15 protein-coding genes are annotated in these 19,854 nt (G+C 58.4%); 12 read left to right on the forward strand and 3 right to left on the reverse strand.

The annotated features are described in order from the left end of the window. Positions 1 to 128 precede the first annotated feature (128 nt). The 5 genes from J2X14_RS00620 to J2X14_RS00640 all read left to right on the forward strand — a co-directional run bounded on the left by J2X14_RS00620 (position 129) and on the right by J2X14_RS00640 (position 8,064). A complete protein-coding gene (locus J2X14_RS00620; protein ID WP_502889925.1) occupies positions 129 to 1,259 on the forward strand; it encodes an HlyD family secretion protein in 1,131 nt (376 codons plus the stop codon). Continuing rightward, positions 1,256 to 2,824, forward strand: a complete 1,569-nt coding sequence (locus J2X14_RS00625) for a DHA2 family efflux MFS transporter permease subunit (RefSeq protein ID WP_352409294.1) — start codon at positions 1,256 to 1,258, stop codon at positions 2,822 to 2,824. Before J2X14_RS00620 ends, J2X14_RS00625 begins: the two co-directional genes overlap by 4 nt. A 1-nt stretch (position 2,825) precedes the next feature. Then, positions 2,826 to 4,367 carry an efflux transporter outer membrane subunit gene (locus J2X14_RS00630; protein ID WP_352409295.1) on the forward strand — a complete coding sequence of 514 codons (1,542 nt, stop codon included), beginning with the start codon at positions 2,826 to 2,828 and terminating at the stop codon, positions 4,365 to 4,367. A gap of 400 nt (positions 4,368 to 4,767) precedes the next feature. Next, positions 4,768 to 6,264, forward strand: coding sequence for a sugar porter family MFS transporter (locus J2X14_RS00635; protein WP_352409296.1), 1,497 nt, complete (start codon positions 4,768 to 4,770; stop codon positions 6,262 to 6,264). Between the two features lie 207 nt (positions 6,265 to 6,471). Further along, the gene (locus J2X14_RS00640; protein WP_352409297.1) at positions 6,472 to 8,064 is read left to right on the forward strand and encodes an ABC-F family ATPase; all 1,593 of its coding nucleotides are present in this window, start codon (positions 6,472 to 6,474) and stop codon (positions 8,062 to 8,064) included. 60 nt (positions 8,065 to 8,124) lie between these two features. Here the strand turns inward: J2X14_RS00640 and J2X14_RS00645 are convergent, their stop codons facing one another. From J2X14_RS00645 to moeA, 3 genes are read right to left on the reverse strand one after another with little or no spacing between them, the layout of a single operon-like run. Continuing rightward, positions 8,125 to 9,717, reverse strand: a complete 1,593-nt coding sequence (locus tag J2X14_RS00645) for a sensor domain-containing diguanylate cyclase (RefSeq protein WP_352409298.1) — start codon at positions 9,715 to 9,717, stop codon at positions 8,125 to 8,127. Positions 9,718 to 9,763: 46 nt separating this feature from the next. Next, positions 9,764 to 10,528 carry a molybdopterin-synthase adenylyltransferase MoeB gene (gene moeB / locus J2X14_RS00650; RefSeq protein WP_352409299.1) on the reverse strand — a complete coding sequence of 255 codons (765 nt, stop codon included), beginning with the start codon at positions 10,526 to 10,528 and terminating at the stop codon, positions 9,764 to 9,766. 1 nt (position 10,529) lies between these two features. Further along, on the reverse strand, positions 10,530 to 11,765 hold the full coding sequence (moeA, locus tag J2X14_RS00655; RefSeq protein ID WP_352409300.1) for a molybdopterin molybdotransferase MoeA: 1,236 nt from the start codon (positions 11,763 to 11,765) through the stop codon (positions 10,530 to 10,532). A gap of 250 nt (positions 11,766 to 12,015) precedes the next feature. On the opposite strand from moeA, the gene J2X14_RS00660 reads away from it, so the two are divergent. The 7 genes from J2X14_RS00660 to J2X14_RS00690 all read left to right on the forward strand — a co-directional run bounded on the left by J2X14_RS00660 (position 12,016) and on the right by J2X14_RS00690 (position 19,838). Then, complete coding sequence (locus J2X14_RS00660) at positions 12,016 to 12,972, forward strand: isoaspartyl peptidase/L-asparaginase family protein (protein WP_352410103.1); 957 nt, start codon at positions 12,016 to 12,018, stop codon at positions 12,970 to 12,972. Between the two features lie 9 nt (positions 12,973 to 12,981). Beyond that, positions 12,982 to 14,838 carry a glutathione ABC transporter ATP-binding protein GsiA gene (gsiA, locus tag J2X14_RS00665; RefSeq protein WP_352409301.1) on the forward strand — a complete coding sequence of 619 codons (1,857 nt, stop codon included), beginning with the start codon at positions 12,982 to 12,984 and terminating at the stop codon, positions 14,836 to 14,838. A 47-nt stretch (positions 14,839 to 14,885) separates the two neighbouring features. Beyond that, positions 14,886 to 16,424: a glutathione ABC transporter substrate-binding protein GsiB gene (gsiB, locus tag J2X14_RS00670; RefSeq protein ID WP_352409302.1), complete on the forward strand. Its 1,539-nt coding sequence runs from the start codon at positions 14,886 to 14,888 to the stop codon at positions 16,422 to 16,424. A gap of 50 nt (positions 16,425 to 16,474) precedes the next feature. Continuing rightward, on the forward strand, positions 16,475 to 17,395 hold the full coding sequence (gene gsiC, locus J2X14_RS00675) for a glutathione ABC transporter permease GsiC (protein WP_352409303.1): 921 nt from the start codon (positions 16,475 to 16,477) through the stop codon (positions 17,393 to 17,395). Between the two features lie 9 nt (positions 17,396 to 17,404). After that, the gene (gene gsiD / locus J2X14_RS00680) at positions 17,405 to 18,310 is read left to right on the forward strand and encodes a glutathione ABC transporter permease GsiD (protein WP_352409304.1); all 906 of its coding nucleotides are present in this window, start codon (positions 17,405 to 17,407) and stop codon (positions 18,308 to 18,310) included. Between the two features lie 82 nt (positions 18,311 to 18,392). After that, the gene (locus J2X14_RS00685) at positions 18,393 to 19,361 is read left to right on the forward strand and encodes a Gfo/Idh/MocA family protein (protein ID WP_352409305.1); all 969 of its coding nucleotides are present in this window, start codon (positions 18,393 to 18,395) and stop codon (positions 19,359 to 19,361) included. 54 nt (positions 19,362 to 19,415) lie between these two features. After that, complete coding sequence (locus tag J2X14_RS00690) at positions 19,416 to 19,838, forward strand: lysozyme inhibitor LprI family protein (protein ID WP_352409306.1); 423 nt, start codon at positions 19,416 to 19,418, stop codon at positions 19,836 to 19,838. Positions 19,839 to 19,854 lie beyond the last annotated feature (16 nt).

Consider the following 19,854-nt stretch of genomic DNA (forward strand, 5'->3'; position numbering starts at 1 on the left):
CTTCTTTAATTCTCATGCATTTCCCGTTAGCGGCAATTTGTCAATTAACCCTGGCATTTGTAATTTTTACTTCTATGGTTAATCTCAAATCGTAAGTTCAGGATCTATACCGCAGGAAAATGGAACCTATGACTCATGCAAACGACCCCTCGACCGATGATAATAAAGCGCATCAGGATCGGGACGAAAGCCAGCAGGAACAGGAAAAGGAACAGCCACGCAAACGCCCCGGGAAAAAACCGCTGATTATATTGGGAGCGGTGGTAGTAGTGATGATCGTCGTGGCGCTTTTCTTCTGGCTGACCACGCGTAATGAAGAAACCACCGATGATGCATTTACCGAAGGCAATGCGGTTACGGTAGCCGCCAAAACCTCCGGCTACGCGGTAAAGCTTTTGGTGAACGATAATCAGCGGGTGAAAAAAGGCGATCTGCTGCTGCTGATCGATCCGCGTGATACCCAGGCGCAACGCGATCAGGCGAAAGCGCAGCTGGGGCTGGCGCAGGCGCAGCTACATCAGGCTGAGGCGCAGCTGGCGCTGGCGAAAGTAGAGTATCCGGCCCAGCGTGATCGGGCGCGGGCGCAGCAGACGCAGGCCGAGGCTAATCTGCTGAATGCCCAGTCTGACTATCGCCGGTTGCGCGGTGTGGATCCGCGTGCCACCTCGCAACGTAATATCGATACCGCCAACGCACAGCTGCGCTCCGCGCAGGCGCAGCTGCAAAGCGCAAAGGCGCAGGTGGAAGTGGCCTCGCAGGTGGCGCTGCAAATTCGTCAGCAGGAAACCAACGTTGAAGCGCGTCGCCAGCAGGTGGAGCAGGCGCAGGCGCAGCTTAATGTCGCGGAGCTGAACCTTTCCTATACCGAGGTGCGCGCGCCCTACGACGGCTTTGTCACCAAACGCAATGTACAGCCGGGTTCATTGGTGCAGGCGGGCAGTTCGCTCTTTTCGCTGGTTTCGCCTGATATCTGGATCACCGCCAACTTTAAAGAATCGCAGCTTGAGCGCATGAAGCCCGGTGACAGGGTCACGATTGGCGTGGATGCCTGGCCGGACATGGAGCTGGAAGGGCATGTTGACAGTATCCAGATGGGTTCCGGCTCGCGCTTTTCTACTTTCCCGGCTGAAAACGCCACCGGCAACTTTGTGAAAATCGTGCAGCGCGTGCCGGTTAAAATCGTGATCGATAAAGGGCTGGATCCGAACAAACCTCTGCCGCTGGGACTCTCCGTGGTGCCTAAGGTTACGGTGGAATGAGCCACAGCCAAAGCTGGCGGCCAGCCAGTAACCCCTGGCTGGTGGCGATCACGGTAACGCTGGCGGTATTCATGGAGATCCTGGATACCACCATCGTTAACGTGGCGCTGCCGCATATCGCCGGTACGCTCTCCTCCAGCTACGACGAATCCACCTGGGTGCTGACCTCCTATCTGGTGGCAAACGGCATCGTACTGCCGATCTCCGCTTTCTTTTCCCGCCTGTTTGGCCGTAAACAATACTTTTTGATCTGTATTGTGATGTTCACCGTCTGCTCGTTTTTGTGCGGCATCGCCACCGAACTGTGGCAAATCATTTTGTTCCGCATTATGCAGGGCTTTTTTGGCGGTGGGCTACAGCCGGTACAGCAGTCGGTGCTGCTGGATTACTTTAAGGCGGAAGATCGCGGCAAGGCGTTTGGCCTCTCTTCGATTGCCATCATCGTTGCGCCGGTGATTGGGCCGACGCTTGGCGGCTGGATTACCGATAACTACAGCTGGCGCTGGGTTTTCTTTATTAATGTGCCGGTGGGGATTCTGGCCACGCTGGCGATCTATCAGCTGCTGGAAGATCCGCCCTGGGAGCGACGCTGGGCGAAAGGCAAACTCACTATCGACTATATCGGTATCAGCCTGATTACCCTCGGGCTGGGTTGCCTGCAGGTGATGCTGGATCGCGGCGAAGATGAAGACTGGTTCGCCTCGCATTTTATTCAGTTCTTTGCGGTAATGACCTTTATCGGCCTGGTTGGCGCCGTCTATTGGCTGATCTACGCGCGTAAGCCGGTGGTGGAAATCGGCGTGGTGCGCGATCGTAATTTCTGGGTATCCGGCCTGTTGATGGCGGGCATGGCGATGATTCTTTATGGCAGCTCGGTGGTTTTGCCGCAGCTGGCGCAGCAGGATCTCGGCTATACCGCCACCTGGTCCGGGCTGGTGCTGTCACCAGGGGCGATTTTAATTGTGCTGACCATTCCGCTGGTGCTGAAACTGATGCCGCTGGTGCAAACGCGCTGGATTATCGCCTTTGGTTTCACCTGCCTGGCGGTATCGATGTTCTACTCTTCCGGTTTAACGCCGCAGGTGGATTTTACTACGCTGGTGCTGATGCGTAGCGCGCAGTCTATCGGCCTGGGATTTCTGTTTGTACCGCTCACCACCATCGCGTTCGCCACCATTCCGCAGCGGCTGAATGCCGACGCCTCGGCGCTGTTTACCATGTTCCGCAACGTCGCCGGATCGATAGGCATTTCGCTCTCTACCGCGGCGATAACCGAGCGCGAGCAGGTGCGCAGCGCGCATTTGGTGCATAACATGACGCCGTTAAATGAACAGTTTAATCTCACCGTCGAGCGCTGGGCGCAGAGTATTCGTGACTTTACCTCGGCCGCAGGCGATCCGTTGACGCTGGCGACCGGCCAGCTCTATCAGGAAATGATTGTGCAGGCGCGTATCCTGGCCTATGTCGATGTCTTTGTCGGGCTGGGTATCGTTGCCTTTATTCTGATTCCTTTATGTTTTCTGCTTTCGCCGGTTAAAAGCGAAGGCAGTGCAGGAGCACACTGACATGAACGTTACCAAAGGGATAACCGCTTCGCGCCCGGCGCTGCTGGCGGTGGCTCTGCTGTTGGCGGGCTGCGCGGTCGGGCCTGATTACCAGCCGCCGAAGCCGCAAACGCCCGGCAGCTGGCGCGATCTCGCTTCGCAGGCGGCGTCAAAGCCGCAGACCAGCGCCACGCAGCCCAGCTGGTGGCGCAGCTTTAACGATCCGCAGCTCAATAGCCTGATCGAACGCGCTATTGCCGGTAACCTGACGCTACAGCAGGCGGTATTGCGTATCGCCGGTGCGCGTGAGCAGCTCTCGCAGGCGCGTGGCGGGCTGTTCCCGTCGCTTAATGGTAACGTCTCTGCCCGACGTCAACAGCTGGGCGCGGAAGGGCTGCTGGAATCAGGCGGAGCCTACGATCGACTGGATCAGGAAGCCCCGGAGCTGCGTTCGTCGCTGGATAGCCTGACGCAGCCGATCAACCTCTACCAGGGCAGTTTCGACGCCGCCTGGGAGCTGGATTTGTGGGGGAAAGTACGTCGCCAGACGGAAGCCGCCAACGCGCAGCAGCAGGCGTCGATCGAGAGCCGTAACGATGCGCTGGTTTCGCTGGAAGCGGAGGTGGCGCGCGCCTATCTGCAACTGCGCGGCGCGCAGTCGGTAACGCGCACGCTGCAAACGCAGATCGAGGTGGCGCAGCAGACGCTGGAACTGACGCAAAGCCAGCAGCGTAACGGCCTGGCGCCGCAGCTGGATGTGGAAAACGCCCGTGCGCAGTTAAGCTCGCTGCGCGCGCAGCTGCCGCAGTATCAGGCGCAGGCGCGTCAGGCGATGAACGGGCTGGCGGTACTGATGGGCAAAACACCCGGCGCGCTGGATAGCGAGCTGATGAACCAAAAAGCGTTGCCCGCGCTGCCTTCCGCCGTCCCGGTGGGCATCCCGTCAACGCTGGCGCGTCGTCGCCCCGATATCCGCCAGGCGGAGGCGAACCTGCATGCCGCGACCGCCAATATCGGCGTATCGGTCGCGCAGCTGTTTCCCAGCCTCTCATTAACGGGCCAGCTGGGCGTACGCAACACCGACGTCAGCTATCTGGATAACTGGAGCAGCCATTTCTACAGCTACGGCCCCGCGCTCTCGATCCCCATTTTTCAGGGCGGCAGGCTGGTATCCAGCGTGAAGCTTTCGCGCGCTGAACAGGCCAGCTCGGCGTTAAACTATCGACAAACGGTATTAACCGCGCTGCAGGATGTGGAAAATGCGCTGGTGAGTTACCGCACCGATCAGGAGCAGGTAACCCAGCTGGATGAAACCGTCAGCGCTTTGCAAAGCAGCTTTGATTTAGCCAGCGACAGCTATAAAAAAGGCCTTTCCACCTTCCTGGAGGTGCTGGATGCGCAGCGCCAGCTGGCGCAGGCCAAACAGCAGGCGGAGCAGGCGCGCGTGCAAAGCAGCCTTGATCTGGTTGCGCTGTATAAAGCGCTTGGCGGCGGCTGGGAAAATTATCAAAACGTCACGCTGCCGCAGTTTACGGTGTTTGGCCCGGCAACCTCCGCCGGTTAGCGTCGCCAGGGCGCAAACAACGCCCGCAGAAAACGCTGCATCCCTGGCTCTCTTCAGGCCGTCGGCTCTCAACCGACGGCTTTTTTATGATCTTATTGCCGCCCGGTAAGCCATTCTGTTTTTGCGGTCTTTTTGAAATTAACATTTCCTTTTATTCATAAAATGAAACTCAGCACGCTGATGACTATTAAGCGCGTGCCGGCCTGTTTAACAACCCTGAAAACAGAATAGTGTGATAATGGTCAGGCTTTAAGCAGAATATTATGACCATCAACACAAAATTGATATTTCACTATTATTGAAAATGAAAAAAATAATCTATGTTGTGCAGTGAACGGTTTGTGCGCTGGCAGCAGCGTACAGCTCCGATTTTCATTTCAACCAGGTTGCTGGAGTCATCATGACAAAAGAACAATACCTTACGCTGAGCAAAGCCTCCGGGCCAAACAGCAGTACACCCGCTGAACCCTTCGTTAAAGTGATCGCGCTGGTCGCCACGCTGGGCGGATTGCTGTTTGGCTACGATACCGGCGTGATTTCCGGCGCGTTGCTGTTTATGGGCGACGAACTGCATCTCACTCCCTTTACCACCGGTTTGGTGACCAGCTCGCTGCTGTTCGGCGCCGCCTTTGGTGCGCTGCTTGCCGGTCACTTCGCCTCCGCCGCCGGACGGCGAAAAATTATTATGGTGCTGGCGGTGATTTTTGCCGTTGGTGCGTTGGGCACGTCGCTGGCGCCTGACGTGCACTGGATGGTGTTTTTCCGCCTGGTGCTGGGCGTGGCGGTGGGCGGCGCGGCAGCAACGGTGCCGGTCTATATCGCGGAAATCGCCCCGGCGAACAAGCGCGGGCAGTTGGTGACCCTGCAAGAGTTAATGATCGTCTCCGGTCAGATGCTGGCCTATATCTCTAACGCCTCGTTTAATGCGATCTGGAGCGGGGCAGATACCTGGCGCTGGATGCTGGTGGTGGCGACCGTACCGGCGGTGCTGCTGTGGTTCGGCATGATGTTTATGCCCGATACGCCGCGTTGGTATGCCATGAAAGGCCGTCTGGCGGAGGCGCGCCGCGTGCTGGAACGCACCCGCGCCAAAGATGATGTTGAGTGGGAACTCACAGAAATTGAAGAGACGCTGCAAGAGCAGGAAAACCAGGGGAAACCACGGCTTGCCGAGCTGAAAAAACCCTGGCTGTTTAAGCTGTTTTTGATCGGCATCGGCGTGGCGGTGATTCAGCAGTTGACCGGCGTCAATACCATTATGTATTACGCGCCGACAGTATTAACCAGCGTCGGGATGAGCAACAGCGCCGCGCTGTTCGCCACCATCGCCAACGGCGTTATTTCGGTGCTGATGACCTTTTTCGGCATCTGGCTGCTGGGCAAAATCGGCCGCCGTACCATGACGATGATCGGGCAGTTTGGCTGTACCGCCTGTTTATTCTTTATCGGCGCAATAAGCTGGCTGATGCCTGAAACGATAAACGGTCAGCCTGATATGCTGCGCAGTTATATGGTGCTGCTGGGTATGTTGATGTTTCTCTGTTTCCAGCAGGGCGCGCTGTCGCCGGTGACCTGGCTGCTGCTGTCGGAAATTTTCCCGACGCGCCTGCGCGGTATTTTTATGGGCGGCGCGGTGTTCGCCATGTGGATCGCCAACTTCCTTATCTCGCTGATGTTCCCGATGATGCTGGCCTCGGTTGGCCTGGCGGGCGCTTTCTTTATCTTTGGCGCTATCGGCATCGGCGGCGCGTTCTTTGTGTTTAAATGCGTGCCGGAAACGCGCAACCGTAGCCTGGAGCAGATTGAACACTATCTGCGCGACTGGCTCTCGCCCGATCGGGACACGCCGCCACGCCCTGCGGCGCTGAAGCAGAAAGCGGAACAGCACGGCAGCTAACAGGATTACGTCAGGCTGGCGGTATTCGCCAGCCTTTTTTTATGGCACAATGCCCGCCAAATTTCGTTATCCCCTAAAATAATTCAATTCGCAGCAAGACCACAGACGCGCGCCTCGCAGGTTCCGGCCACGGTAAGCGCCCAGCGTTAATGTCTCTGTTAATTGAACTATAACGGGAACATTCCCCGCATAAGTAAGGCAATCCCTGTGCTAGTTTCCAGCAACGTTACCATGCAGTTTGGCAGCAAACCGCTGTTTGAAAATATCTCCGTTAAGTTTGGCGGCGGCAACCGTTACGGTCTGATCGGCGCGAACGGTAGCGGTAAATCAACCTTTATGAAGATTCTGGGCGGCGATCTGATGCCGACCGCCGGCAACGTCTCCTGTGATCCCAATGAGCGCATCGGTAAGCTGCGCCAGGACCAGTTCGCATTTGAAAAATTCAGCGTGCTGGATACCGTCATCATGGGACATGATGAGCTGTGGCAGGTGAAGCAGGAGCGCGATCGCATCTATGCGCTGCCGGAAATGAGCGAAGAGGATGGCTATAAGGTCGCCGATCTGGAAGTGCTGTATGGCGAAATGGATGGTTATACCGCCGAAGCGCGCGCCGGTGAACTGCTGCTGGGCGTGGGTATTCCGCTGGAGCAGCACTACGGCCTGATGAGCGAAGTCGCGCCGGGCTGGAAGCTGCGTGTGCTGCTGGCCCAGGCGCTGTTCGCTAACCCGGATATCCTGCTGCTGGATGAGCCAACCAACAACCTGGACATCGATACCATTCGCTGGCTGGAGCAGGTGCTGAACGACCGCAACAGCACCATGATCATCATTTCGCATGACCGTCACTTCCTGAACATGGTCTGCACCCATATGGCGGATCTCGATTACGGCGAGCTGCGTATCTATCCGGGCAACTACGACGAATATATGACCGCCGCTACCCAGGCGCGTGAGCGTCTGCTTTCCGATAACGCCAAGAAAAAAGCGCAGATTGCCGAGCTGCAATCCTTTGTTAGCCGCTTTAGCGCCAACGCCTCGAAATCGCGTCAGGCGACCTCGCGCGCCAAACAGATTGATAAAATCAAGCTGGATGAGGTCAAAGCCTCCAGCCGTCAGAATCCGTTTATTCGCTTCGAGCAGGACAAAAAACTGTTCCGTAACGCGCTGGAAGTGGAAGCGCTGACCAAAGGCTTTGATAATGGCCCGCTGTTCCGCGATATGAACCTGTTGCTGGAAGTGGGTGAAAAGCTGGCGGTGCTGGGCACCAACGGCGTGGGTAAAACCACGCTGATGAAAACGCTGGTGGGTGATTTGCAGCCTGACAGCGGCACGGTGAAGTGGTCAGAAAACGTGCGTATCGGCTACTACTCCCAGGATCATGCCGAAGAGTTCGATAACGATCTGAACGTCTTCGACTGGATGAGCCAGTGGAAACAGGAAGGCGATGATGAGCAGGCGGTACGCAGCGTGCTGGGCCGTTTGCTGTTCGGTCAGGATGAGATCAAAAAGCCAGCGAAAGTGTTATCGGGTGGCGAAAAGGGCCGCATGCTGTTTGGCAAGCTGATGATGGAACGCCCCAATATCCTGATTATGGATGAGCCGACCAACCACCTGGATATGGAATCGATTGAGGCGCTGAACATGGCGCTGGAGATGTATCCGGGCACGCTGATCTTTGTTTCTCACGACCGTGAGTTCGTTAGCTCGCTGGCGACGCGCGTGCTGGAAATCACGCCGGAGAAGGTCATCGACTTCAGCGGCAGCTATGAAGATTACCTGCGCAGCAAAGGCGTGCAGTAATCAGGCCGCAGCGCTTACGACGTTGTGCCACTCAGGGCCGCCGCAATGGCGGCCCTGTTGTTACTCAGTAGCAGGCGCCTGGTCACTCAACCAGACCTGGTTTTTACCCTGATGCTTCGCCTGATAGAGCGCGGCATCCGCTTTATCGATAAATGCTGTTGGCGCCGTGCCCGCCGTCACCCGCGGCTGCCAGTGCATACCCACGCTGATGGTAACCACTTTTTCCGCCACGCTGCTGGTTTCATGCGGCATTCTGAGCGCCGCGACCGCCTGCACCGCCTGCCGGGCGATAAGCTGTGCTTCCGGCTGCGTTTTATCCGCCAGTACCACCATAAACTCCTCGCCGCCGTAACGGGCAATCAGATCCTCATGACGCAGCGGCAGCCGTTTTAAACATTCCGCGACATTACGCAGGCACTCGTCGCCCGCCAGATGACCATAGGTATCGTTATAGGGCTTAAACGAATCGACATCGATCAGCAGAATGGTTAACGGCGTACGCAGCTTAATCGCCCGTTCCATCGCCCTTGGCATAAACCAGTCCAGCTGACGCCGGTTAGCCAGCCCGGTTAGCCCATCCATCAGCGCCAACCCCTGAAGCGTACGATTCATATGGGTGAGCTGATCGTGTACCCGCGTCAGCTCCAGCTGATTACGCAGGTTAAGGCGGATATGGTGCAGCACGATAAAGCCCAGCAAAAACAGCAGCGCCAGCAGCACCAGATTGAGTAGCACAAAACCGATCGAATCGGCGAACCACGCCTGCCGCACTTCCTGTAAGTCGTAGCCCGCGGTCACCACCAGCGGATAGCTTCGCAGACTGGCGTAGCCGAAAATACGCGGTCGCCCATCAACGGCGGCGCGATAGATGGCGGCGCCGCTGGCGGAGGTGGTCAACAGTTGGGTAAATAACGGGCTGAGCGAGATACTGCGGTTAATCAGTGATTCGCTGTAAGGCCGGATATAAACCAGTTTTGCGTCTGCCTTCATCAGCGCCATCAGATCGCGATCGCCCAGGTTGTAGTAATCATAAACCTGGCGGAAATAGTCGAGACGAATGGAGGCCATTACCACGCCAAGAAAGCTGCCGTCCGGGCGGCTCAGGCGTTGCGATACCGGAATCACCATATTGCCGCTAACGCGACTGCGGATGACGTCGCCGATATGCAACTGGTTATCTTCTGAGCGCTGATGGAAGCGGAAATATTCCCGATCGGCGACGCTGGTGGCGATTAAGGGCGCGCTGGATGAAGAGATGGCGGGATAGCCGGAAGCGTGATAAATCACCATGCTGTCCAGCGGCGAGAGGGCGGCCTTTCGCGCCATCAGCAGCTGATGCAGATTATCGGCCTGCTGCTCAATACCGTTCTGGTTAATGCGGTCGCGCACATCCTGCAGCGTCAGGTCGATTTGCAAAAAAGTATCTTCTGCCTGACGTGAAAGCGACACCGACAGGTTGCGCGCATTTTCTTCGGTCAGATGCAGCGTTCGCTGCCAGCTGCTCCACAGGCTCCAGCCATTGATTGCAATCACCGCGCTGCTGATGACGCACAGAAACACCAGCATCATCTGACGCAGCATCGGTTTTGCAGCGCGGCTCTCGCTCTCTGCTTTATTCAACGCCTGCGCCTGAGGCGCTTTTCCATTTTCCATGTTTCAACTATAGCCAGGGAAAGGGAAGTTGCTGAATAATCAGCTGTTAAGCGCATGGGTGGCCGCATACTTCACAGCCGGGATCTTTTGCCACTTTCATTTCACGAAACTGCAGCGTCATCGCGTCATACATCAGCAGTTTACCGCTCACCGCTGCGCCGTAGTGCGTCAGCAGGCGAATCGCTTCCATCGCCTGTAGCGTACCGATCACCCCAACCAGCGGTGCCATCACGCCCGCCTCGACGCAGCTTAGCGTCTCGCTGCCAAACAGGCGGCTGATACAGCGATAGCAGGGCATCTGTTCATCCTGCCAGCTGAAGACACTGATTTGACCTTCCATGCGAATGGCCGCTCCCGAGACCAGCGGAATACGCCGCTGATAACAGAGGCGGTTCAGCTGTTCGCGCGTGGCGACATTATCGCTACAGTCCAGCACCACCTGATGCTCGGCGATCAGCGCATCCAGCGCGGCGTCATCCAGTTGCGCGTTAACGGCGCGCAGCTGGATCAGCGGATTAATCTGCGCCAGCCGCCGCCGGGCCGATTCTACCTTCGGCTCACCAATTTCCGCATCGCTGTGCAGCACCTGACGCTGTAAGTTAGAGAGGGAAACGGTATCGAAATCCAGCAGCGTGAGCGTGCCGACGCCAGCCGAAGCCAGATAAGGGCTGGCGGCGCAGCCCAGCCCGCCGAGCCCCACCACCAGCGCGCTGGCGGCCTTCAGCTGCTCCTGACCATCAAAGTCGAAGCCGCGCAGCACAATTTGTCGGTTATAACGCAGGGTTTCGTTGTCGGTCAGCTCTGGCAGCATCTTAGCCTCCCAGCAAAGTATTGAACGGCTCGATCTCTACCCATTCGCCCGGCTCCACGTGGCCGCGTTCGCGCTCCAGCACGATAAAGCAGTTGGCCTGGCTGAACGAGCTAAACACATGCGAACCCTGGTGACCGGTGCTGACCACCTGTAGCTCGCCATCGGCGCCACGGCTGACCACGCCGCGCTGAAAATCAAGGCGCCCTGGCGTCTTCTTCAGGCGCGTCGCGGCGCGTGCGCGTTGGCGCGGCGGCAGGGCGGCATGCTGCTGACCGCTCAGCTTCGCCAGCAGCGGCTGCACCAGTTGATAAAAGGTCACAGCGGCGGAAACCGGATTGCCCGGCAGGCCGCAGAACCAGCTGTTGCTCAGGCGACCAAAGGCAAACGGTTTGCCCGGCTTGATCGCCAGTTTCCAGAAGGTGATGGCACCCAGCTCGTCCAGCATCGCTTTGGTGTAATCCGCTTCACCCACCGAGACACCGCCGCTGCTGATCACCACATCCGCCTCACGGTCGGCCTGCACAAAGGCAGCCCGCAGCGCCTGCGGGTCATCACGGATGATGCCGAGATCGATCACCTCGCAGCCCAGCTGGTCCAGCATCAGGCGTACGGTAAAGCGGTTGGTATCATAAATCTGGCCCGCCGCCAGCGGCTGACCGACCGGCTGTAGCTCATCGCCGGTAGAGAAAACGGCAACCCGCAGCCGACGTACCACCTCGACATCGCCAATGCCCAGCGAGGCGATCAGCGGCAGCTCTGCCGCACCGAGGCGCACGCCTGCCGCCAGTACGTTGTCGCCCTGACGGATATCTTCTCCGGCGCGGCGAATGTTTTGTCCGGCTTTTATTTCAGCAGTAAAGCGAATGCCACTGTTTTCCTCGACACTTTGCTCCTGCATGACTACCGCTTCCGCGCCTTCCGGCACCGGCGCGCCGGTCATAATGCGGATACAGCTGCCCGCAGGCCATTCGCCGCTAAAGGGCGCACCGGCAAAGGCTTTGCCCGCGACGGGCAGCGCCTCGCCGTGCGCGATATCGGCCATGCGCACCGCATAACCATCCATCGCCGAATTATCAAACGGCGGCACGTCAAGCGGCGAGATCACCGGCGCGGCGGTAATCCGTCCGGCAGCCGCGTAGATTGACAGGGTTTCGCGCTCGCTCAGCGCAGAGAGTTGATCCAGCATTTTTTGCCGGGCTTCTTCAAGGGAGATGAGTCCCGCAGTAAAACTTTCCATTTGGCCTCCGGCCAGCTACCACAGATGACGCCTATTATGGCGCGAAATCAGGTAACGATCATCCTACGCGCGCACCTGCGGTTAAGGCGACGTTTTTGGTTATGAGATATAACGCTTTGTTATTAAGCCTTAACGGGCTTTACGCTTTACATCGTCTCTGCCGCTACCTATAGTCAAAAATCGCCATAAAATCATAACATCACATCTATTCAGCCGTTTCCGGCGGATTCAGAGCACAGGGTAAATCATGATGGGCAGAGCAGCCATTGCCATTCACGGCGGCGCAGGCGCGATTGCACGTTCGGCGCTGAGCACGGAACAGCAGCAACATTACCTGCAGGCGCTACGCGACATTGTTGCCTGCGGACAGGCGATACTTGCCGCGGGCGGCAGCGCGTTAGATGCGGTTACCGAAGCGGTGCGCCTGCTGGAAGAGTGCCCGCTGTTCAACGCCGGGAAGGGCAGCGTTTTTACCCAACAGGGCACGCACGAGCTGGATGCCTGCATCATGGATGGACGCAGCCAGGATGCCGGTGCGGTGGCGGGCGTGGCGCATATTCGCAACCCGATTCTGGCGGCGCGCGCGGTGATGGAGCATAGCCCGCACGTGCTGCTGTGCGGCAGCGGCGCGGAGCAGTTTGCTGAAGAGCAGGGCCTGACGCCGGTGGCGGCGGATTTCTTCTCCACGGATGCGCGCTGGCAACAGCTGGCGCGCGCGCGGGCCAGCCAGCAGACACTGCTGGACCATGATGGCGCGGCGCAGGAAGGCGCTCCGCTGGATGCCGACCGCAAGCTGGGTACGGTTGGCGCGGTGGCCTGCGACCTTGCGGGCAATCTCGCTGCCGCCACCTCCACCGGCGGCATGACCAATAAACGGGTCGGACGCATTGGCGATTCGCCGTTACCGGGCGCGGGCTGCTTCAGCAACCGGCGCGTGGCAGTCTCCTGCACCGGCACCGGTGAAATTTTTATGCGTACGCTGGCGGCCGGTGACGTTGCCGCGCTGATGGCGTATGGCGGGCTTAGCCTGCAACAGGCCAGCGATCGCGTTATTTTCGAGAAGATCCCGGCGCTGGGCGGCAGCGGCGGCCTGATCGCTATCGATGCCGAAGGCAACATCGTGCTGCCGTTCAATACCGAAGGCATGTATCGCGGCTACGGTTATCTGGATGAACCGCCGGTAGCAGAGATCTACCGGCAAGCTTAAGGAGCCAGCATGCAACAGCCTTCTTCTCCGCCCATCGACGACGCGTGCGTGCTGGCGGTACGTAACCTCAGCGTGAGTTTTCACCAGCAGGATCAGGTGACCCAGGCGGTACGTCAGCTATCGCTGGAGGTGCGGCGCGGTGAAACCCTGGCGCTGGTGGGCGAATCGGGTTCAGGCAAATCGGTGACCTCGCTGGCGCTGATGCGCCTGATTGAGCAGAGCGGCGGCCAGCTGGATAGCGGCGAGCTATGGCTGCGGCGGCGCGATAATTCGCTGGTGGATCTGGCGCAGCTGCGTCAGTCACAGATGCGTACCATTCGCGGCGCAGATATGGCGATGATTTTTCAGGAGCCGATGACCTCGCTGAATCCGGTGTTTCCGGTGGGCGAGCAGATCGCTGAATCGGTGCGGCTGCATCAGGGCAAAAGCCATCAGCAGGCGCTGGCGGAGGCGCGGCGCATGCTCGATCTGGTGCGTATTCCCGAAGCGCAAAACGTAATGACGCGCTATCCCCATCAGCTCTCCGGCGGTATGCGGCAGCGCGTGATGATCGCCATGGCGCTCTCCTGCCGCCCGGCGCTGCTGATTGCCGACGAACCCACCACCGCGCTGGATGTCACTATTCAGGCGCAGATTTTGCAGCTGATCCGCGTGCTGCAGAAAGAGATGGCGATGGGGGTGATTTTTATTACCCACGATATGGGCGTAGTGGCGGAGATGGCCGATCGGGTGCAGGTGATGTACCACGGCGAAGTGGTGGAGAACAAGGATACCGCCACGCTGTTCAGCGCGCCGCAGCAGCCTTACACCCGCGCGCTGCTGGCGGCGGTGCCGCGCCTGGGCGCGATGCACGGCCAGCCTGCGCCGCGTAAGTTCCCGCTGCCGGGCGAGCAGGAGAGCAGCGAAACGCTAACGGATACGGTAAAACGCCAGCAGGCGCCGATTCTGGAAGTACGTGATTTAGTGACGCGCTTTGATATTCGCGCCGGTCTGCTGAACCGCGTGAAGTGGCGGGTACACGCGGTAGAGAAGGTGAGCTTCGATCTGCATGCCGGTGAAACGCTGGCGCTGGTCGGCGAGTCGGGCTGCGGCAAATCCACCACTGGCCGCTCGCTGCTGCGGCTGGTAGAGAGCCAGGGCGGCAGCATTACCTTTAACGGCCAGCGTATCGATCGGCTGAAGGCGCATCAGCTGGCGCACCTGCGGCGGGATATTCAGTTTATCTTTCAGGATCCTTACGCTTCGCTCGATCCGCGCCTGACGATTGGTTTTTCCATTATGGAGCCACTGCTGATCCACAAGGTGATGCCGCGCGCCGAAGCGGAAAAGCGCGTCGCCTGGCTGCTGGAGAAAGTGGGGCTGCTGCCGGAGCATGCCCAGCGCTATCCGCATGAGTTTTCCGGCGGCCAGCGTCAGCGCATCTGTATCGCCCGCGCGCTGGCGCTGAACCCGAAAGTGGTGATTGCCGATGAGTCGGTTTCCGCGCTGGATGTGTCGATTCAGGCGCAAATTATCAATTTGATGCTCGATTTGCAGCGCGAATTCGGCATCGCTTTCCTGTTTATCTCGCACGATATGGCGGTGGTAGAGCGCATCAGCCATCGCGTGGCGGTGATGTACCTGGGGCAGATTGTGGAGATCGGTCCGCGCCAGGCGGTATTTGAAAACCCCCAGCATCCCTATACGCGCAAGCTGATGTCAGCGGTGCCGGTTGCCGATCCGGGCCACCGCCGCCGCGAGCGGGCGCTGCTGGTAGATGAATTACCCAGCCCGCTGCGCACGCCCGGCGATGAGCCCGCCGTTGCGCCGTTGGTTCAGGTTGGCACCGATCACTACGTGGCCCGGCATACCATCAGCGGTGCCTGACGGTCCGGCTTTTGCATAACCCGTAAGGGACTAAGGAGAACAGCAATATGACTACCCTCACCACCCGCAGATGGCTGATCGCCGCCGGTCTGCTCAGCAGTTTCGCCGCTGCGCCCGGCTGGGCAGCAAAGGATGCGGTTATCGCCGTGGGCTCTAACTTCACCACGCTCGATCCCTACGATGCCAACGACACGCTGTCGCAGGCGGTCGCGAAATCTTTCTATCAGGGGCTGTTTGGCTTTGATAAGGATATGAAGCTGGTCAACGTGCTGGCGGAAAGTTATCACGCCAGTCCCGACGGCCTGACCTGGACCATCAAACTGCGCTCCGGCGTGAAATTTCAGGACGGCACCGATTTTAACGCTGATGCGGTGAAGGTGAACCTCGATCGCGCCAGCGATGAAAATAATCACCTGAAGCGCTATAACCTGTTTAAACATATCGCCACCACGGAAGTTGTCGATCCTACCACGGTGAAAATCACCCTGAAGCAGCCGTTCTCCGCCTTTATTAATATTCTGGCGCATCCGGCGGCGGCGATGATTTCGCCTACCGCGCTGAAAAAGTATGGTAAAGAGATCGGTTTCCATCCGGTCGGCACCGGGCCTTATCAGTTTGTTACCTGGAACCAGACCGATTTTGTCAAAGTGAAAAAGTGGGAAGGCTACTGGAAACAGGGCTATCCGAAACTGGACAGCATTACCTGGCGTCCGATTGTGGATAACAATACCCGCGCGGCGATGCTGCAAACCGGCGAAGCCAACTTTGCCTTCCCGATCCCTTATGAGCAGGCAAAACGGCTGGAGAAAAACAGCAAGCTCGATCTGGTCAGCACGCCGTCGATTATGCAGCGCTATATCAGCTTCAACGTTACGCAGAAGCCGTTCGATAACCCGAAAGTGCGCGAGGCGATCAACTACGCCATCAACCGCCAGGCGTTGAGCAAAGTGGCTTTTGCCGGTTACGCCACCCCCGCCACCGGTATCGTGCCGCCTTCTATTGAGTATGCGCAGAGCTATCCGGCGATCGAATATAATCCGGCAAAAGCGCGCCAGCTGCTGAAAGAGGCCGGTTTCCCTGACGGCTTCAGCACGACGCTCTGGTCTTCTCATAACCACAGCACCGCGCAGAAAGTGTTGCAGTTTACCCAGCAGCAGCTGGCACAGGTGGGCATCAAAGTGAAGGTCACGGCGATGGATGCCGGTCAGCGTGCGGCGGAAGTGGAAGGTAAAGGGCAAAAAGAGAGCGGCGTACGCATGTTCTATACCGGCTGGTCCGCCTCGACCGGCGAAGCGGACTGGGCGCTGACGCCGCTGTTCGCCACCGCCTCTTGGCCGCCAGCCATCTTTAACACCGCGTTTTACAGCAATGAGCAGGTGGATAAAGATCTGAACGATGCGCTGAAAACCACCGATGCGGCGAAAAAAGCGCAGCTGTATAAGGATGCGCAGGATCGGATCTGGAACGATCGCCCCTGGGCGCCGCTGGTGGTCGAGAAACTGGTATCGGCGCACAGCAAATCGCTGAGCGGTTTTTACATGATGCCCGATACCTCGTTTAATTTTGATGAAGCCGATCTGAAGTAATGTCCGCGTCGCCAGCCGCTGAGGCTGGCGTCTGCGGCGCAGGGAAACGCATGCTGAACTATTTCCTAAAACGTCTGCTGGGGTTAATTCCCACGCTGCTGATTGTGGCGGTGCTGGTGTTTCTGTTTGTCCATTTACTGCCGGGCGATCCGGCGCGGCTGGTGGCCGGGCCGGAAGCGGATGCCAGCGTTGTGGCGCTGGTGCGCGAGGACTTAGGACTCGATAAGCCGCTGCCGCAGCAGTTTTTGCATTTTATCACCAACGCCCTGCGCGGCGATTTTGGCACCTCAATGGTCTCGAAACGGCCGGTTGCGCAGGAGATCGCCTCGCGCTTTCTGCCTACGCTGTGGCTGACGCTCTCCAGCATGGTCTGGTCGGTGATTTTTGGTATGGCGATCGGCATCGTTTCCGCCGTGTGGCGTAACCGCTGGCCGGATCGCATTGGCATGACGCTGGCGGTATCGGGTATCTCTTTTCCCGCCTTTGCGCTCGGTATGCTGCTGATGCAGGTTTTTTCCGTGGAGCTGGGCTGGCTGCCCACCGTGGGTGCCGCGAGCTGGCAGCACTATATTTTGCCGTCGATCACGCTGGGCGCGGCGGTGGCGGCGATTATGGCGCGCTTTACCCGCGCCTCGTTTATTGAGGTGATGCAGGAAGATTATATGCGCACCGCACGCGCCAAAGGGGTGCGCGAATCGTTGGTGGTCATCAAGCACGGTTTGCGCAACGCCATGATCCCGGTGGTGACCATGATGGGCCTGCAGTTTGGCTTTCTGCTGGGCGGCTCGATTGTGGTGGAAGTGGTGTTTAACTGGCCAGGCCTGGGACGCCTGCTGGTGGATTCGGTGGAGATGCGCGACTACCCGGTGATACAGGCGGAAGTGCTGCTGTTTTCGCTGGAGTTTATCCTGATCAATCTGGTTGTGGATATGTTGTATGCCGCCATTAACCCGGCGATACGTTACAAATAAGGAGCGGCAATGAAAAACTGGCGACGCGAGGCCGCGTTGAAAGCAATGCCTCTGCAACAGCGCGATCGGGTGCGCACGCCGTGGCGAGAATTCTGGCGTCGCTTTCGCCGTCAGCATGTAGCGCTGGCGGCCGGCGTTTTTGTGCTGCTGCTGATTGTGCTGGCGGCGTTTGCGCCGTGGCTGGCGCCCTTCGATGCGGAAAATTACTTCGACTATGACCGGCTGACGGAAGGCCCTTCCGCCATGCACTGGTTTGGCGTCGACTCCCTTGGTCGCGATATCTTTAGTCGGGTGCTGGTCGGCACGCGCATTTCGCTGCTGGCGGGTTTTGTTTCCGTGGCCATCGGCGGGGCGATCGGCACCGTGCTTGGCCTGCTGGCCGGTTACTACGAGGGCTGGTGGGATCGCATTATTATGCGCATCTGCGATGTGCTGTTTGCCTTTCCAGGCATCCTGCTGGCGATTGCGGTGGTGGCGATCATGGGCAGCGGCATGTCCAACGTTATCGTGGCGGTGGCGATTTTTAGCGTGCCCGCCTTTGCCCGCCTGGTGCGCGGCAATACGCTGGTGCTGAAGCATCAAACCTTTATTGAGTCGGCGCGCAGCATCGGCGCATCGGACTGGACCCTGATGGTGCGCCATATTCTGCCCGGCACGGTCTCGTCGATTGTGGTCTATTTCACCATGCGCATCGGCACCTCGATTATCACCGCCGCCAGCCTGTCGTTTCTGGGGTTAGGCGCGCAGCCGCCGACGCCGGAGTGGGGCGCGATGCTCAATGAGGCGCGAGCGGATATGGTGATGGCGCCGCACGTGGCGATTTTCCCCAGCCTGGCGATTTTTCTCACGGTGCTGGCCTTTAACCTGCTGGGCGACGGTCTGCGCGACGCGCTCGATCCGAAACTAAAAAGTTAACGCCGTGGGTGACGGGCAAATTTACCCGTCACGCCTTTTCGCTGTCTACACTTACCCTTCACCGAGCGAAAAGGGAGGGAAAATGAAGCCGTTAACATGGGCAATTATTGGACCGGGCGCGATTGCGCATCAGTTTGCCGCCGCGCAAGGCGCGCTGGGCCGACAAATCTACGCGGTAGGCGCCCGAAATCGCCAGAAAGGCGAGGCGTTTGCGCAACGCTACGGGATTGAACGGGTTTTTGATGATATTCCTCAGCTGCTGGCCGATCCGCAGGTAGAAGCGGTCTATATCGCTACGCCGCACGCCAGCCATTTCAGCTGGATGAAACAGGCGCTGGAGCAGGGCAAGCATCTGCTGGTGGAAAAGGCGATTACCGTCAGCAGTGACGAACTGAATGAGATTAACCGCCTGGCGGCGGAAAAGCAGCTGATCGTGGCTGAGGCGATGACGCTGTTTCATATGCCGTTGTTCCGGCAGCTGAAGCAGCTGCTCGACAGCGGCAGGCTGGGCAAATTGAAAATGATCCAGGTCTCGTTTGGCACCCTGAAAGAAGATGACCCCACCAACCGTTTCTTTAATCCAGAGCTGGCGGGCGGCGCGCTGCTGGATATCGGCACCTATGCGCTCTCGTTTGCGCGCTTTTTCCTCAGCGAACAGCCTGATCAACTTTTCACCACGGTGAGTAAATTCAGCACCGGCGTTGACGAGCAGTGCGGCATCCTGCTGCAAAATAGCCATAACGAAATGGCCACCATTTCGCTGGCATTTCGCGCCAAAATGCCGAAGCGCGGCATCGTCGCCTGCGAAAAGGGCTTTATCACCGTTGATGACTTCCCGCGGGCGCAGCAGGCGCAGCTCAGTTGGACGGACGGCAGCACGGAAACCATTAGAGCGGGCGAAACCGACCGCGCGTTGCAGTATGAGATTCTGGCGCTGGAGGAGTATGCCGCCAACGGCACTAATCCGTTGCACTATTTGACCAATGATGTTGTGGCGCTGATGACCGCTATTCGCCAGCGCTGGGGCATCCGTTTTCCCTTTGAATCCTGACATTCGCGCGGGCGGGTTCGCTTCGGGCTGCGCCGCAATCATTAAGGACACGACATGAGGCCAACCGCGTTATTGCTGCTGCCGCTGATGTTTCCCGCTATCGGCCTGGCGGCACCGCCGGGCGAGCAGATCGATAAGCAGCTACAGGCGTGCAAGCTGCACGCCAACAGCACCCTTGATAATACGCAGTGCTACAGCAGCGCGATACAGCAGTGGGACAGCGAATTAAATCAGCAATATCAACTGCTGCTTAACGAACAGCCGAAAAGCGTCAGGCAAAAAATCGTCTCCGCGCAGCGTAGCTGGCTGCGCTACCGCGATAGCTACAATGAGGCGATCGCCACGTTTTATCAGCAGCAGCAGGGCAGCATATGGCCGCTGGTGGCGGCTGAAGCCAAACTGAATGTGATTCGGGATAAAGCGATCGATTTATATAAGCTGCGCGTCAGTACTAATTTAGCGGCGGAGCAGGAGTAGGACAAAAAAAAGCCCG

It is taken from the genome of Mixta sp. BE291, assembly GCF_031457955.1.
GTDB lineage: Bacteria > Pseudomonadota > Gammaproteobacteria > Enterobacterales > Enterobacteriaceae > Mixta.